Source organism: uncultured Flavobacterium sp., from assembly GCF_963975005.1.
GTDB lineage: Bacteria > Bacteroidota > Bacteroidia > Flavobacteriales > Flavobacteriaceae > Flavobacterium.
In genome coordinates this window covers 1-16,314 of record NZ_CAXBFR010000060.1, presented here as the reverse complement: position 1 = coordinate 16,314, position 16,314 = coordinate 1, and the positions used below count along the sequence as shown (strand labels likewise).

Genomic DNA, 16,314 nt, shown 5'->3' with positions numbered 1-16,314 from the left:
TAGTAGTTAACTAAAATTTCTGCTACTTTTTTTAAATCAGATTCTATAATTTCTGTTTTTGGTGCTAATGGAAAAATTTGCTGTCCAGGCCTACTTATAAAAGCAGCTCTCCAACCAGCCCAAAGTGCTCCGGCAACATCCCAGCCATGTGCTGCAATTAGCATACATTCTTCAGGTTTTACTTCTAATTTGTTAGCGGCCCAATTATAAGTATCTCTAAAAGGTTTAAATTTCCCGACATCTTCAATACTTAATCTTTCTTCAAAAAAAGCTGTTAATCCAGCATTTTCGAATTGTGCTTTAACGCTTTCATTAGATGAATTAGTTAATGCAACAAGTTTATAACCATCTTTTTTTAATTGAGTTAGAGCAGCTTTAACTTCGGAATGTACAGGTAGGTTTCTTAAAGATTCAATAATAACCTTTTTGGCATCTCTTTCTGAAATAGTTATACCATTAGTAGCTGCAACCATTTGTAATGAAGCTGCACCAATGTTTTCAAAATGGTAATATTGTTCGGCCGCAGATGTAACTAAAGAATATTGAAGCATTGTTGTAAACCAAAGCGATAATAAATTCTCTTTTCCACCAAGAACCAGACCTACTTGTTTTTTCATTTGGGCAAGATCTAAAAGTGTTTCATTTACATCAAAAAATAATACTTTTGGCCTAACCTTTTTTAAATTAGTAGTTTCATCTAATTGTGTTCGATTTAATTTAATATTTGGTAGTATAACGTCTTTTTTTTCCATGAGCTACATGCTGAAATTATTTTTCACTTACTTTTCTATTGATTAAAATAGAGTTATTTTAGTTTTTCTATAGCTTTAATTACTTCATTAGGTTCAGCTCTTTTTCTATAATCTTCATCTAAAAATGCATATTGAATTATTCCGTTTTTGTCAATTACATAAGTTGCTGCTAAAGGTAATTCGTTATCTTTATTTCCGTTAAAGTCACTTAATCCAAAAGCTTCTTCATATATTGATGCTACACCTTTTGTTAGTGTAAATACAACTCCATATTCTTTTCCTATTTTATTGTCTAAATCACTTAAGACAGTAAATTCTAATTTGTTTTTTTCTGTTGTACTTAAAGATTTATCTGGTTTTTCAGGAGTTAAAGCAATTAAAGTAGCTCCAGCTTTTTTAAATTCAGGCAACTTTTCTTGTAAAAAGTTTAAAGTAATGTTGCAATAAGGACACCAACCACCTCTATACCAAGTTAGAATTACTGGACCTTTTTTAAGTTCATCATATAAAGAAACTGGTTTGTTTAAAGCATTTTTTAAGGTAAAGCTAGGTGCTTTATCGCCCACGTTTAAAGCTTTGTTAAGTATTCCTGAATTTTTCACATCAGTTAAACCATCTGCATAAATTTGTTTCTTCTCTTCTGAAGCTTTCTTCGAAAATTCTTCTTTTTTAATATTCAGTAAAGAATCTAAAGGTGAATTATTAGTTGTTTCCATTGTAACTTCTTTTTTTGTTTCTTCTTTTGAATCAACATCTTCTTTCTTTTTACTATTGCAACTTGACAATGCTAAAACTAAAGTAGCTGTTATTAATATTTTTTTTTTGAGAATCATATTTATTTTTTTTATTTGAAAGGAGAACTGCTTGTATTTATTTTTGCTCTAAAATTTCAGTTAATACTTGCTTATAAACTTCGACGGGTTGTGCTCCATTTAAAGCACTAGTTCTGTTAAATACTATTGTTGGAACTGAAGAAACACCTAAACTTTGCCAGTAATTCTCAGTTTTTTGAATTTCGTCAAATGCATTTTTATCATTTAACCTGTTTAAAGCTTCTTCTGTACTTAAGCCAATTTTTTCAACTTCTTGAAGTAAAATTTCTCTTTTAGAAATATCTTTTCTTTCACTAAAAAAAGCTTCCATAAAACGCATATTTAATTCAGTTTGTTTGCCTTGTTCCTTTGCATATTGAAGTAAAACATGCGCTTCTCTAGAATTCACAATATGCATTCCATCAAAATAATCAAATTTAAAATCTAATTCTGCACCAAGAGATGTAAGTAATTCTTGTGATTTTTTACTTTGTTCTAAAGTTGAACCATATTTTTTAGTGATGTGTTCTTGAATTTCTTCTCCTTCTGAAGTCATATTTGGATTTAATTCAAAAGGTTGCCATTCAATTTCTACTTGATTTTGGATTCCCATTTCTTCAATCACTTTTTCTAAACGCTTGAAACCAATTATGCACCAAGGACACATTACATCTGATATTATATCTAATTTTATTTTTTCTTTCATTTTATTTAAAATTAAGTTTTGCTTTTAAGAAACTATTTCACTAATTTGAATTTGTGGTTTTACATTTGAAAAATTAGGTAAGTCAGCTAATATTCTTGGAGCATTTGAGCCAAAAGATTCTTGGAATGATTCAAGTGATTTAAATACTAAATTCGAAATTACAACATAAGGAGCAATTTCATCTGGATTTGCACCAGAAATTCCAAAGTTCACATCAGAAGATATAATTGCATCACCTAATAATTCTAAAAGTAATTGACTGTGTTCTTTAATGTAATATTCTTTGTTAAACTGCACCTCATTGTTGTTTGGGTACATTACAGTTAATTTTATCATATCTTTTGTTTTAATTATTTTGTCCAAGCAAGTTTTTGGAAAGGTGCATCTATAGGTGTATTTGCAATATGATTTGTGTAATTGCTAATTACTTTTTGAGATAATCCTAAAATGATTTCTAAAACTTGTCTCTCTTCATAACCAGCTGTGTAAAATGCTTGTAATTCATCTGATGAAACATTTCCACGATTTCGTGTTATAGCCAATGTAAACGTCCTAAGCGCTTCTAGTTTTGTGTTTTCTAGAGGAGTTTCGTTACGTAAAGACTCTGTTATGTTTTCATCTACTTTCATCATTCCTGCAATAGCTGTGTGAGCTGGAACACAATAATGACATGCGTGTTCAACGTTAATAGTTTGCCATACAACAGTTAATTCGTCTTTATCAAAAGAAGATTCTGTAAATAATTTATGTAGTGTTTGATATCCCTCTAATATTCCAGGAGCACCAGCTAAAACACCATGTAAACCAGGAATCATTCCGTTTGCTTTAAGCGATTGTTCTAATAATTCTTTACTTCCTTCTGGTGCAGATTCAATGCTGTGAACTTTTAATGTAGTCATAGTTTTATTTTTTAATTTATTTTATTTATATCTAAGCACTCGCTTAGTTTTTGGTAAAAAAAAAGTTATAAGTTTTTGAAGGTAAATTCAATATAATCTTCTATTTCTTTTTTGTTGTTTACTCTTGTTGCTGCTGCTAAACCATGTTTAGCTAATAATAAATAGTTAGCTTGTTTTAAAATAGTTTCTTCATCTTTTGAAGGATCTGTTTTCAATTTTTGTATAAAAAGAGATTTCAAATTATCCATGAATTGACTCATTTCATTCTTTATCATTTGATCTTCAATCTCAGCAAATTCATTATATGTATTGGTAAATAAGCAGCCTTTTTGACTACCTAATTCATCTGGTTTATTGATAGAGTCATAAAAGAAAGTTTTGATGTCTTCAACACCATTTGTTCCGTTTTTTAACTTCTCAAACATGTTGTTGTTTTTTGATTTGTAACATTTAAGACTTTCTAAAAAAACTCCATGTTTACTGCCAAAACTAGCATAGATAGAAAACTGGTTGATTCCCATTTCTTTTTCTAACATTCGAACAGAAGTATTTTCATAACCATTTTTCCAGAAAAGAACCATTGCTTTTTCTATTACTTCTTGCTCGTTATATTTCTTTGTTCTTGCCATTTATGTTTTAATACATTACAAAACTAAGCACTTGCTTTGAAATAATAAAGTTTTTTAGGATATTTTAACAATTACTAAAAAAAAACTCCGAAATGAATCGGAGTTTAATAATCTAACTTAAAAATAACAAAAATAGAATTGGAAAGAGTAGACCAGCTACTGCAAGTTTCCAACCTCTTCTTTTAAAGGTATGCTTTCCGTGTTTAACCATTAGCGTTCCAGTGACGGCTATTGTGATTAAAGATATTCCGAATATATCTGAAAAGTAAATCCACCAATTAGATGTGTTTTTATGGATTAACATAGACTGACTTATGAAAGGTGTCTTAATAAATTGGATTATTTCACCTTTACCCGTTTTAGCATCAACTTCAACTTCGGTATTTTCAAACTGCATTTTGAATTTACCTTTTCGAACCATATGACGTTTTATTTTATCAGTAATTTTTAATTTTTTGGCTAAATTTTCTGCAAAAGCATCGGTAATTTGAGATTCTTCAGGTAATGAAATTTCGATTTCTTTTGATTCTAAAGTATATTTATCAGGATGCCAATCATTTCTGTGGTTCATTAAGATACCAGAAAAAGCAAATGTTATGATTAATCCTAAAAAGAAATACCCTAAATCTCTGTGTAGTTCTCTTGCTTTAATTTTTTTCATGTGTGATTAAAATTTATAATTTAAAGCAATTGAATAATTTCTTGGAGCAATTGGGTTAACACTATTGTCATCATGTACATTATAATTCAATTCATTAAAGATGTTACTCAATTTTGTACTAATTCTAAATTGCTTAAATGTATATCCTAAAGTTGCATCAACTTGAATGAAATCTTGTAAATAAATTAATTGTCTGTTATCATTTGCAACTTGCGTTCTAGTTGAACGACCTGCATATCTTTCGCCAAAGTAAGTTGAAATTAATCCTAGGTTTATGCCTTTTAATTTTCCTTCATTAACTAAATAATTTGCACTTAAATTAGCTGTGTTTTTCGGATTATATCTTAACAAACTACCTGCAACATAATAACCTTCATCTAAGAATTTAGTTTCATTAAAACTATATCCTGCAATCATTGTTAATCCTTTAATTGGATTTGCGGTTATATCTACTTCAATACCTTGACTTCTAACTTCACCAGTTAAAACTTTTACATAAGAATAAGAGTTTCCATTAGCTAGAGATTGTTGGTAAAATTTGTCATTTGAAATTTGATAAGCCGTTACGTTTAAGTATAATTTATCTGTAAACAATTTGTTTTTTATTCCAATTTCGTATTGATCAACTATTGATGGTTCTAAAGCTTTTCCTGTGTCATCTTGCCCAATATTTATATCAAAAGAATTTGAGTAGGTTGCAAAAATAGAGTGATTTTTCGTTGGTTGATAGATTAGACCTATTCTTGGAGAAAAAGCGCCATCATAATTTTTAGTACTAATAATGCTATTGTCTGAGTATTTTAGAACATCACTTCTTGTGTCCTGATAACTATAACGTATTCCAGCTAAAACTTTAATTTTTTCAGTAAAACTAATTAAATCTTGAGCATAAATACCAAATCTACTTATTGGTGCATCTGTTAATGTGTTTTTAGTTAAAGTTGGGATTGATGGTTCATTTGCAGGATTGTAATTTTCAAAAATATTTATAGTGTCATAATTAGCAAATTGATTGTAAGCAGTTGTAGCTGTTTTGAAATTTTCAACATCAGCACCAATTAAAACATTATGTTTTATATTTCCTGTTGTAAAAAGACCTTTCAAGTCTAATTGTTGCATAAAATAATTATCTTTGGCTTCAGTTCTTTGGATACTTCTGTTCCAATCACCATTTGTTTGCACTCCTCCATTTGAACCTGTATTTGGTCTTGTATTTGAGAATAATTCAGTATCATAGTAGCGAATACCATTTACGAAGTTTAAATTCCAGTTAGGATTAAATCTATGGTTAATTGTAATTGTGTTAGCAAATTGTTGGCTATCATATTTACCCCATGAAACTCCTAAGAATCTGTCACGTGGTAAGTCAACTACTTTGTAATCTATTATTCCCGCACCAAAATCTGGTGTTCTTGAATCTTTTGTAAAATCTGTTTCGATTAATAAGTCAGTTTTTTTTGAAAGTACAAACTCAAAAGATGGATTTATGTAAAAACGTTCAGATTCAACATTGTTTCTATAACTATCTGCTTTCTCATACGAACTATTTATTCTGAAAGCTGCTGTTTTGTTTTTATTTAAAGCGCCATAAACATCCAAAGTTGGTTTAATTGTATTAAAACTTCCGAAATTAAATCCTACTTCACCACCAAAATCATATTTGGGTTTTTTAGTTACTAAATTTAAGATTCCACCCGGAGAAACGTTTCCAAATAACATTGCAGCACTTCCTTTTAGAAACTCTACTCTTTCTAAGCCAGAAGTTTCAATACTCATTCCGTTAAAATATCTAATTCCGTTTTTGAATGTATTAGAACTAGAAAGAGAAAATCCTCTAGACGCAATTTCTTCTTGATAACCACCAGTTGTTCCCATGATGTAAACACCATTAGCATTTTTTAAAATATCTGTAATAGAGTTTACTTGTTGATTTTGTAAAGTTACATTAGTAATTACAGAAGAAGCTTGTGGTAAATCCATTGGTTTTATTGACGTTTTTCCTATCGAAATAGGGTTGTCAATGTTTTTACCTGTCACAACCACTTCCTGAAGATTGTATTTTTTAATTTTTACAGTATCATTTTCAAGAGTTACATCTCCCTCATATTTATAACTGTCTTGAGCATAAAAACTTAGACTTAAAAGAGAAATACCTACTGTTAAATATATTTTTCGCATTACTTATTTAGATTTAATTAAAATAACGATGCAAAAATAATACGCGTTTTTTAATTACCAAAATTTATTTAGACTTATTTTAAATAAACTTTTTAAGGTGTTGATTTTCAATTTAAAAAAACTCAAATTTTAACATTACCAAGTCTATGTTTTTTTCATTATCTTTGCACTCCAATAAAAGAATACAAGATGTTAGAAAGACTTCAATATGTAAAACAACGTTTCGATGAAATATCAGATTTGATTATTCAACCTGATGTTATTTCAGATCAAAAACGTTATGTGCAATTAAACCAAGAATATAAAGGTTTAAAAGATTTAATGGAAAAACGTGAAGAGTTAATTAACTTAACAGCTAATATAGACGAAGCTAACGAAATAATTGCAGATGGATCTGATGCCGAAATGGTTGAAATGGCTAAAATGCAGTTAGACGAAGCTAAAGATCGCATGCCTAAATTAGATGAAGAAATTAAATTTCTATTGATTCCAAAAGATGAAGAAGATTCCAAAAACGTAATGGTTGAAATTCGTGCAGGAACTGGTGGCGATGAAGCTTCTATTTTTGCAGGAGATTTATTTCGTATGTATACCAAATATTGTGAAAGCAGAAATTGGAGAACTTCTGTAGTTGATATTAGTGAAGGAACTTCAGGTGGTTTTAAAGAGGTTATTTTTGAAGTTACAGGAGAAGATGTATATGGGACTTTAAAATTTGAAGCGGGTGTGCATCGTGTGCAACGTGTTCCTCAGACAGAAACTCAAGGTCGTGTGCATACATCTGCTGCAACAGTTATGGTTTTACCAGAAGCTGAAGAATTTGATGTTCAAATTGATATGAATGATGTTCGTGTAGATTTCTTTTGTTCTTCTGGTCCTGGTGGTCAATCGGTAAATACAACTAAATCTGCTGTTCGTTTAACACATATTCCAACTGGTTTAGTAGCACAATGTCAAGATCAGAAATCACAACATAAAAATAAAGACAAAGCTTTTACAGTACTACGTTCTCGTTTATATGAAAAAGAATTAGCTATTAAACAAGCCGAAGATGCTGTTAAACGTACTTCTCAAGTAAGTAGTGGTGACCGTTCTGCTAAAATTAGAACTTATAACTACTCACAAGGTCGTGTAACGGATCACCGTATTGGTTTAGATGTTTTTGATATGGATGGCGTTATGAACGGTAAAATTCAAAAATTTATAGACGAACTTCAATTGGTAAATAATACAGAAAAATTAAAAGAGTCAGAAGTTTTTTAAACTTTTAACGGCATATAAATAAAAAACAGCGAGAATTGTCTCGCTGTTTTTTTCCCCGAAAGTTAAGCGTTTGCCAAACTAACATTCATAATTGTAAAGTGTACAATTATTTTTTTGCATCTGCATTTTCTTCTGATTTTGATCCCATTCTGTTAACCGTATACATTGGAGCAAATTTCACTTTAATTCCAGCAATTTTTAAGTTATCTGAAGATGATAAGCCTTCGTTTTCTACTGTATTTTTTCTAGTATCTAAAGCTTCATAAGTCAATTTAATTTCATCCCAATCTTCTCTTGAATACGAATCTTTGTTTTTTTCAACTGTAGCATAAAAGTTTTCATAAACACTTAAGATATTATCTTTGTTTACCCAATTAAACTTCATGTCATCATTAACATAACTGTCTCCAAAGAATGTTTTGTACATAGTCATTTTAGCATTGTCTGCATTCATTTTTTCATTTTCAGCGACAACTTTTACTTTATATTCTTCATATTTGGTTGATGTGTTATCAACTTTTGTTTGAAGAGCTTCTTTTTCTTTTGCTTCAGCAAGAGATGTTTCGGCGTCCATTTTCATTTTTTCGTAATCTGTCTGAATAGCTTCCCAGTTAGCAGCAGCTTCTGGTTGAGCAACATTGCTGATTGAATCTACATATTTTTCATAGGAGTCTACAGATTTTTGAGCCATTTCTTGTTTTTCGTCTTTACATGATGTAAATACTGTTGCCAATGCAACTAACCCTAATGTTAATTTTAAATTTTTCATCTTTTTAAGTTTTTAATTATTTTATAAAATTATTGTTTATTTTACCTTTGCAGTTATACAATTCTTTGAAAGAATTATATAATTACCTTTCTATAAATCAAAACCATAAGCAATTCTTAACATAATTTGCCCTAAACCATGGTCAACTGTGTTCTCTTTAATTATAGGAAAGTCTTTTAGAAATTCGTATCTAACACTTACATCAACATATTTTTTTACAAATCCAAGACTTGGAGCAAATATCATACTGTTTTTATTGTATACATCTGTAACAGATAAAGCAGCTCCAATTTCACCCATAACATAAAAAGCATTGCTAAATAGAAATGTTTTGTATCCTACTTTTATAGGGATATAGTTGAAGTTCTTTCCATCATCTTTCACATACAAATTATTTAAGCCAGTAGTGAATGTTAGGGAATAAGTTTCAGATATATTGTATTGAAGTCTAGCATCTGCTCCTAAATTAAATTCATAAGGATCATTAAATGGTAAACCTGCATTTAATCCAATTTCAAGTTTGAAATTCCTATCATATTTTTCTGTATTTTCTTGTGAATACATAGTATTTACGATAGAAAGCAAACAAATTAAGACAATATACTTTTTGATATGCTTCATAGTTTTTATTGGTTAGAATCGACTTTTTTTGAAATAAAATTAGCAACACCATATTGTACAATAAGACCTATTACTTTTTTAAATTTAGAATGTGATTTACCGACTAATAGCCTTTTTGAAATATATCCTCCAGCGATACTTAGTACAGATTGAATTAAATTTGATTTAACTTCTGTGGATTCTTTAAAATCAACTAATGTTTGGTTTAAAATATTAATTGGTTTTACGCTTTCATAGGTTAAAGCTAATTGTTGTTTTAGTTCATCAAACTGTAAGTTTCTTTGACGTTCTAGTTCAGCAATTGCAATGTCTAATTTTTTATTTTGGTTTCTATTTGTTTTCATTGTCTGATTTATTTGAATAATCTATTTTAGCTTTAGTTTTTAGCAGTTTTGCAATTACTAAATTGGTCAATGGCAATTTTATAAGTTTGTTACTATATAAAAAGAGTGCAATTGATAACACTAAATAAATTCCTGAAACAATTAAAAAACCTAGATACATTTCACCTAATAATTTACCAATATAAAAGCTTAAAGCTATATTAATAAATAAAGTAAACATTGCAACAACCATAATTAAAATTAATCTTGCAAATAATGAAGAAACTAAGTCTGCCGTTTTATCAATTGCATTAAGTCTAAAAAGTTCGATACTAGTTTCAGTATATTCTTTAGCTTTCTGATATAATTGTTCCATGTTTGTTGCAATATTGTCCATTTTAGGTATTATTTAGAAATTTCTTTTTTTGCGTTTTTTACTTCTTTTTTTCCTTCTTCTAACAGATCTTCCCCAGCACTTACTAATGAACTGTATTTTTCTGAAACGGTGTCCAAAAATTCATCAAAACTATCTTTTAAGTTGTCTTTGGCTTCATTAGTTTTTTTGGTGATTTTTTTTCTAGTTTTAGATCCTTTATCTGGAGCAAATAATATTCCTAATGCTGCACCAACAGCTACTCCGCTTAATACTCCAATTATTGTTTTACTCGTTTTCATAATGTTTATGTTTAATAGTTAATTTATATTTTTTTTCCTTTTATTAATCTTAGTAAGATTGCAATAACTGCAATTACTAATAGTATGTGAATTAAACCACCTGCACTATACACAAAGAAGCCTAAAGCCCATAAAAAAACTAAGATTAATGCTGCTATGTATAATAAATTTTGCATAATTTCTATCTTATTAAAGGTTAATAATTAGTTTAGTTTTAGTGCTAAATACACACTGATATTGCTATTTTTTCCATCAGGAAATGTGTAATTTGTTCCACCAAAATTTCTTTCTTTACCTACTGTAGATAGCCCATAATTATAACGTGCCCCAATTCCAATTGATTCAAAGTCGAAACCTAAACCAGCAGATAATCCTACATCAAATTTATTGAAGTCGTCATTGTTAAAGTTGTCTTCAAAATCGAATGTTCCACCATTAGTTTCATTTGTTACTTGTGCGTCAATTAAATAAGCAAAGTACGGACCAGCATGTATATTGAAGTTTTTAGTTACATTGATTTTTAATAAGACAGGTACTTCTATGTAGTTTAATTTAAATTTTGCCGTTCCAGTTGCTAAAGCATTGTCATAAACTAATTCTGACCCTTTTCTACTATATAAAAATTCAGGTTGAATAGATAAGAAACTTGTTACTGGAATCGTTGCGTAAAAACCTAAATTAAAACTGGTTAACACATTGTTGTCATCTACATCTTCTGTGTACATGTTTGAAAAATTAACACCTCCTTTTACACCAATTTGTGCGTTTGAAGAATCATTTGTTTGAGCTTGTACATTTGTGAATGCTGCTCCAAAACAAAAGATAAGAGCCGAAAATAGTTGAATTCTGTTTTTCATAGTAATTAGTTTTTTGTTATTTTTTTTATAATCTTTTCGATTTCTACATTACAAAGATGCGACAGGTTTGATACTTTTTCGTTATAAGATATTTTCGAATTTTTATAGAATTTCCATTGTGCATTCAAGAATTAATCATAAAAAAACTCCTCTTGTTTATAGAGGAGCTTTAAGTATGTTTTTAATCTAATTATTATCTTTATTCCTTATTCATTGATTTTTTTTTAATCGTTTGCAATTCTTTGTCTAATTTTTTAATGTTCTTTTCTTCTGAAACCACTTCTACAGAGTGAATAAAATCTGCAAATTTAGAAGGAGAAATAGGGTTTGAAAATTTAACAGCATAGCTTTTTGCAAACTCTGCTCCAAAATATAATATTACAGAAGAGTAATAAACCCATACCATTAATACAACAAATGAACCAGCAGTTCCATAAACATCTTGTAAGTTTGAATTTGCTATATAAAAGGAAATCAAAAATTTTCCAATCATAAATAAAATAGCGGTGGCAAAAGAAGCTAATCTAACTTGTCTCCATTTTATTTCTGCATCTGGCAAGATTGTAAAAATAGCGCCAAATAATAAAGATATTATACTAAACGTAATTATGTTGTTGGCTATGTAAACAATATAAATTGATGAATCTGAAAATTGAGAAAAAAACCGATCACTTAAAGTATCCATTATTGTAGATAAGCCTAAAGAAACTAAAAGGATAAACCCAAAACTTCCGATTACACCAAAGGATAATAAACGAGCTCTTAAAAACAACCAAAAACCAGACCGTTTCTTAGGTTTAATTCCCCAAATGGTATTTATTGAATCTTGAATTTCTGCGAAAACTGATGTGGCTCCAATTAATAAAGTAGCTACACCAATAATTCCGGCAAAGGTTCCTTCGTTTGATAAAGCTAAATTTTCTATTATGTTCTGAATTTGATTGGCACTTGATGATCCAACAAAGTTTTGTATTTGATTATATATTGTTCCTTCCACAGCTTTTCTACCTAGAAAAACATCTGACAAGAATAAAATTACTAAAAGTAAAGGGCCAAGGGAAAACATCGTAGTATATGCCAAAGCAGCACTCATTTTTAAAACTTTATGTTCTAAAAAACCGCTAAAAGTATTTTTTAGTACTTTAACTAATGCAAGCAAATATTCTTTAAAGGAATTCATGTTTTATAGTTCTAGTAATTGTTCTAGAGAATCATTATTGTCTATTAAAACTTCTTTTGATTTGTAGGCGAAAGATTTGAATTGCACGTCTTGTGAAATTTTTTCAATAGAATCTAATAATTTTATTTGATTATTAATTTCTTTTTCAAGTAATGAGATTATGTAGTAACTTGAATTTATTCCCTTTAAGAAATTTTCATTTAGATTTAAATCAAAGATTGGTTCAGGAATTATAATTAAATTTTCATTTGTAATTTTTTTTAACTCAGATTCAATTTTTTGATGATCTTTTTTGATTTTTAAAATTACTAGTGACTCCTTTAATTCTCTAGAATTATTAAAAGCAATTGAAGCAATATCAATTATCTTCTTATTATTTTCATTTAAGACAGCTACAGAACTAAAATTGATTTCTGATTCAACAGCTACATTTTCTTTATTAAATACACCATCGCTATAAGTTTCTTCTTTTTTATCCTTACAAGATAAAAATAGAATTAATATAAAAGCAATAGCATACGTAGCCGTTTTTAAATTTGGGTACTTTAACATAGTGTAATTTTATTACAAAAGTCAGAAAAAATACTTCAAATAAGTTATTGAATTTAAATAGAGAGTTATATAATTCCCATGTTTGTTGATGAATTATATTGTGCTATTCTAATGATTTTACTGGGAAATAAATAGTAAAAGTAGCACCTTCACCTAATTTACTTGACGCAAATATTTGACCATCATGAGTTTCTACAATTTTTTTACAAATGGCTAGACCAACACCCGTTCCTTGGTATTCTGTTTTTCCATGAAGGCGATTAAATAATAAAAATATTTTGTCAGCATTTTCTTGATCAAACCCAATTCCATTATCTGAAAATTCAATTTTGTAATACTTTTTATTGGTTATATCTTTTAATCTGGATTCATTTTTAGCGTCAACTTCAGTAAGTTCAATATTAATAATAGGTTGAACATTTTCTTTAGCATATTTTAAAGAGTTGCTCAATAAATTTGTAAAAAGTTGTTGTATTTGAAAGCTTATACCATTTATTTTAGGTAATTTACTGTGGTTGATAAGTGCTTTTTTATCTTCAATATATTGCGATAACTCTAAAAGACTATTGTTTAACTCTTCATTTAAATCTGTTTTTTCAAATATTTTTTCAGTTCTGTTTGTTCTTGAATATTGTAATAAATCATTTATTAATACTCGCATTCGGTCAGATGCTTTTTCAATTCTGGTTAAATATTCTTTTCCAAAATCAGATAAATTTTCTTTTTCTTTATCATTTATTCTAGAGATAAATGTCTGAATTTTTCTTAAAGGTTCTTGTAAATCGTGACTGGCAACATGGTTAAATTCACTTAACTCTTTAATGTTTTGTTCTAGTTCTCTGTTACGTATTTTTAGTTGCTCACTTTTAATATAATCTTCTGTTACATCTTGAGTTGTACCAATCATACTAGCTATTCCGCTTAAATCTTTAAAGGATTTTGCAATGGTTTTAAAGTGTCTAATTTCTCCATCAGATCTGATGATTCTGTAATCCATTGTTGGAATTTGCTTTGTTTTCATAGCACTTTCATTAGCATCAATTACGATTTGTCTATCATCTGGATGAACAAATTCTAATAATCTGTCTATTGATGAATTAAAAGATTGAGGTTCACATCCCAATAATCTAAATTTGTTATCGGAATATTTAAATTCAAGTGTATCATAGTTTAAAACCCAGCTTCCATATTGACCTAATATTTCAGCTTGTCTGCTTGATTCATCAAATATTTTTAGTTCTTTATTTACTTTAATTAAATCTTCATTACTGCTTTTTAATAATTCGCTTTTATTATGTTCTTCGGTTATATCTTCCGTTACACCTAAAACTGTTTTGTTTCCTAATTTGTCTACAAAAAGTTTTCCAGTAGCTCTTAGCAATCTTGTTTTGCCATCAGTTCTGTTAATCCTAAAATAAGAATAGGGAAGTTCTTCATTATCCAATATTTTTTGCATTATTACATAAACGGCTTCAATGTCTTCAGGATGAACAAATTTTAAAAAATTGTCATTACTTGCTTCAAATGATTGAGGTTCAACTCCTAAAATTCTATATAAATTGTCGGAATAAATTAAATTCCATTCCCAAGTTCCAAAATGAGAAAGAATTTCTGCCTGATAACTTAAAAATTGAGATTTATTTAATTTGGTGTTTGCTGCTTGTAATTTATCAACATCTTTAGTTATTTGGTTATAAGTAAATATTAAAAGAATTAAAGTGATAAATAAAATACCTAAGGTAAGAATTGGCGTTAAATAAATCTGATCATTATATTCAGAATTTCTTTTTTTGAGATGAGTTTCTTCCAAATCAACCATTTCATTTAATTTGTCTCTAATGTCAACTAACAATTTACTGCTTTCTCTAAAGTTTTTTTTGAAATTAGAATTCCTAGCAATATCAACTCTTCTGTTTTGCTCTGAATACGTTTTCATGTATTCATATCTTTTGTTGACTATTTTAAAAAGATCTTGAAGGTTGTCTTGTTGTCGAGGATTATCATTTGTCAATTTTTTTAGTTTCAAAAAAGTAGTATTTACATTTTTTGTTGCTGTTTTATAAGGTTCTAAGTAAAGCGTGTCTTTTGAAATTAAATATCCTCTCATACTATTTTCCGAATCTTTTATATAAGAAAATAGATGTTCTAACTCTAAATTGACTTCATAAGTATGCATCAATAATTTTGAAGAGTCTGATATATTATTGATGTGTTTAAATGTAATAGCTCCAATAAAAAGAATTACAAATAAACTTATTGTAAAGATAATTTTATGAAATATTGAGGATTTATGTTTAATATCTTTTAGTGGCATTATAGTCTAAGTAAAAAATTATCTTTATTTAATCCGCTTGTGTGATATTGCCAATTTATTGTAACTACATCTGATAATATTTTTTTTAAATCGTTAAAATTACTTGGCTTTTTAATGTAAATATTAGCACCTAACACAAAAGTGTTTTCAACGTCTGCCTCTGAAGATGAAGTAGAGTAAATGGCAACCGCTATGTCTTTAAACCTATCATTAAGTTTGATTTCTTTTAAACATTCAATTCCATTTAGTATAGGCATATTTAAATCTAAAAAAATAATATTAGGCAAGACCGTTTCTGGATGATCTAAAAAATTAATTAGTTCACGACCATTTTTAACCGTGTTTACTACAGTATTGATTTTTAATTCATCAAAAGCATCAGTGAAAAACAATCTGTCATCTTCATCATCATCTGCTAAAGTAATTAGTATATAATCTTCTTGCATATTTTTTTAGTTTATGTTTTTTGTTGCATTTTCTCTTCGTTTCTTTATAATTCTTTGAAAGGCTGAAGGTGTTATTCCGGTTGTATTTTTAAACTGTGAACTTAAATGCGCAACACTAGAATAATTCAATTTAAAAGAAATTTCGGTTAAAGATAACTGATTGCTAATTATTAGTTGTTTAGTAAGTTCAATCTTTTGCATGATAATAAAGTTTTCGATAGAAGTATAAGTTACTTCAGAAAACAGATTGGATAAATAACCATAACTATGACCTAGTTTTTCAGCGATGTAAACCGAACTTTTTACGTTAATGTTACTATCTTCATTAAAAACCATATCGACAATTGTGTCTTTAATTTTTTGGATTAAGATTGATTTTTGATTTTCAACTATTTCTATCCCATATGGACTCAATGAATCGTTAAATGCTTCAAATCGATCATTAGATAATTTTTCTAAAAATTCGATTTCTCCAAAACCTAAAACCTTATGTTTTATTTGATGTTCCTCTAGTTTCTCTTCGAGAACCTTTTTACAAATTGAGTTAAAATCAAATTTTATAAATACTTTCATAGCTAATTCTTTATTTCGTAAATTTATTAAAATTAATGGTATTTTATTTATTTATTTTCAATTCTTTCATAAGAAACAGTTGTTGTTGGTAAATTAAAACCACT

General features: G+C 28.4%; 21 protein-coding genes. 1 reads left to right on the top strand and 20 read right to left on the bottom strand.

The window, feature by feature from the left end:
• The 8 genes from AACZ53_RS08745 to AACZ53_RS08710 all read right to left on the bottom strand — a co-directional run.
• Positions 1-752 (bottom strand): haloacid dehalogenase type II (locus AACZ53_RS08745; RefSeq protein ID WP_339837200.1); only part of this gene is annotated, 752 nt, incomplete at its 3' end.
• Between the two features lie 53 nt (positions 753-805).
• A complete protein-coding gene (locus AACZ53_RS08740; RefSeq protein WP_339837198.1) occupies positions 806-1,585 on the bottom strand; it encodes a peroxiredoxin-like family protein in 780 nt (259 codons plus the stop codon).
• 37 nt (positions 1,586-1,622) lie between these two features.
• A complete protein-coding gene (locus AACZ53_RS08735) occupies positions 1,623-2,270 on the bottom strand; it encodes a DsbA family oxidoreductase (protein WP_339837194.1) in 648 nt (215 codons plus the stop codon).
• Between the two features lie 24 nt (positions 2,271-2,294).
• Positions 2,295-2,606, bottom strand: coding sequence for an EthD family reductase (locus AACZ53_RS08730; RefSeq protein WP_339837192.1), 312 nt, complete (start codon positions 2,604-2,606; stop codon positions 2,295-2,297).
• Between the two features lie 14 nt (positions 2,607-2,620).
• Positions 2,621-3,169 carry a carboxymuconolactone decarboxylase family protein gene (locus AACZ53_RS08725; RefSeq protein ID WP_339837189.1) on the bottom strand — a complete coding sequence of 183 codons (549 nt, stop codon included), beginning with the start codon at positions 3,167-3,169 and terminating at the stop codon, positions 2,621-2,623.
• A gap of 65 nt (positions 3,170-3,234) precedes the next feature.
• Positions 3,235-3,798: a TetR/AcrR family transcriptional regulator gene (locus tag AACZ53_RS08720; RefSeq protein ID WP_339837186.1), complete on the bottom strand. Its 564-nt coding sequence runs from the start codon at positions 3,796-3,798 to the stop codon at positions 3,235-3,237.
• Positions 3,799-3,910: 112 nt separating this feature from the next.
• Positions 3,911-4,459 carry a PepSY-associated TM helix domain-containing protein gene (locus AACZ53_RS08715; protein WP_339837183.1) on the bottom strand — a complete coding sequence of 183 codons (549 nt, stop codon included), beginning with the start codon at positions 4,457-4,459 and terminating at the stop codon, positions 3,911-3,913.
• A 6-nt stretch (positions 4,460-4,465) separates the two neighbouring features.
• Positions 4,466-6,637, bottom strand: a complete 2,172-nt coding sequence (locus AACZ53_RS08710; protein ID WP_339837180.1) for a TonB-dependent siderophore receptor — start codon at positions 6,635-6,637, stop codon at positions 4,466-4,468.
• 189 nt (positions 6,638-6,826) lie between these two features.
• On the opposite strand from AACZ53_RS08710, the gene prfA reads away from it, so the two are divergent.
• The gene (gene prfA / locus AACZ53_RS08705; RefSeq protein ID WP_339837177.1) at positions 6,827-7,900 is read left to right on the top strand and encodes a peptide chain release factor 1; all 1,074 of its coding nucleotides are present in this window, start codon (positions 6,827-6,829) and stop codon (positions 7,898-7,900) included.
• A 106-nt stretch (positions 7,901-8,006) separates the two neighbouring features.
• On the opposite strand, the gene AACZ53_RS08700 is transcribed toward prfA, so the two are convergent.
• The 12 genes from AACZ53_RS08700 to AACZ53_RS08645 form a co-directional block, all read right to left on the bottom strand.
• Positions 8,007-8,669 carry a DUF6565 domain-containing protein gene (locus tag AACZ53_RS08700; RefSeq protein WP_339837175.1) on the bottom strand — a complete coding sequence of 221 codons (663 nt, stop codon included), beginning with the start codon at positions 8,667-8,669 and terminating at the stop codon, positions 8,007-8,009.
• A gap of 90 nt (positions 8,670-8,759) precedes the next feature.
• Positions 8,760-9,290: a hypothetical protein gene (locus AACZ53_RS08695; protein WP_339837172.1), complete on the bottom strand. Its 531-nt coding sequence runs from the start codon at positions 9,288-9,290 to the stop codon at positions 8,760-8,762.
• A gap of 5 nt (positions 9,291-9,295) precedes the next feature.
• Entirely contained in the window at positions 9,296-9,634 is a 339-nt protein-coding gene (locus AACZ53_RS08690; protein WP_339837169.1) for a hypothetical protein, read from the bottom strand.
• Positions 9,621-10,010 (bottom strand): hypothetical protein, encoded by a 390-nt coding sequence (locus AACZ53_RS08685; protein ID WP_339837167.1) that lies wholly within the window; start codon positions 10,008-10,010, stop codon positions 9,621-9,623. The genes AACZ53_RS08690 and AACZ53_RS08685 overlap by 14 nt, the downstream gene beginning before the upstream one ends.
• An 8-nt stretch (positions 10,011-10,018) precedes the next feature.
• Positions 10,019-10,288: a YtxH domain-containing protein gene (locus tag AACZ53_RS08680; RefSeq protein WP_339837164.1), complete on the bottom strand. Its 270-nt coding sequence runs from the start codon at positions 10,286-10,288 to the stop codon at positions 10,019-10,021.
• Positions 10,289-10,311: 23 nt separating this feature from the next.
• Positions 10,312-10,464, bottom strand: coding sequence for a lmo0937 family membrane protein (locus tag AACZ53_RS08675; RefSeq protein WP_339837162.1), 153 nt, complete (start codon positions 10,462-10,464; stop codon positions 10,312-10,314).
• A 27-nt stretch (positions 10,465-10,491) separates the two neighbouring features.
• Complete coding sequence (locus AACZ53_RS08670) at positions 10,492-11,145, bottom strand: porin family protein (RefSeq protein WP_339837159.1); 654 nt, start codon at positions 11,143-11,145, stop codon at positions 10,492-10,494.
• 199 nt (positions 11,146-11,344) lie between these two features.
• Complete coding sequence (locus tag AACZ53_RS08665) at positions 11,345-12,325, bottom strand: YihY/virulence factor BrkB family protein (protein ID WP_339837156.1); 981 nt, start codon at positions 12,323-12,325, stop codon at positions 11,345-11,347.
• A gap of 3 nt (positions 12,326-12,328) precedes the next feature.
• Positions 12,329-12,877 carry a hypothetical protein gene (locus AACZ53_RS08660; protein WP_339837153.1) on the bottom strand — a complete coding sequence of 183 codons (549 nt, stop codon included), beginning with the start codon at positions 12,875-12,877 and terminating at the stop codon, positions 12,329-12,331.
• Positions 12,878-12,980: 103 nt separating this feature from the next.
• The gene (locus AACZ53_RS08655) at positions 12,981-15,191 is read right to left on the bottom strand and encodes a PAS domain-containing protein (protein ID WP_339837150.1); all 2,211 of its coding nucleotides are present in this window, start codon (positions 15,189-15,191) and stop codon (positions 12,981-12,983) included.
• Positions 15,191-15,637, bottom strand: a complete 447-nt coding sequence (locus tag AACZ53_RS08650) for a response regulator (protein ID WP_339837147.1) — start codon at positions 15,635-15,637, stop codon at positions 15,191-15,193. Before AACZ53_RS08650 ends, AACZ53_RS08655 begins: the two co-directional genes overlap by 1 nt.
• A gap of 6 nt (positions 15,638-15,643) precedes the next feature.
• Positions 15,644-16,210: an AraC family transcriptional regulator gene (locus AACZ53_RS08645; RefSeq protein ID WP_339837145.1), complete on the bottom strand. Its 567-nt coding sequence runs from the start codon at positions 16,208-16,210 to the stop codon at positions 15,644-15,646.
• Between the last annotated feature and the right edge of the window lie 104 nt (positions 16,211-16,314).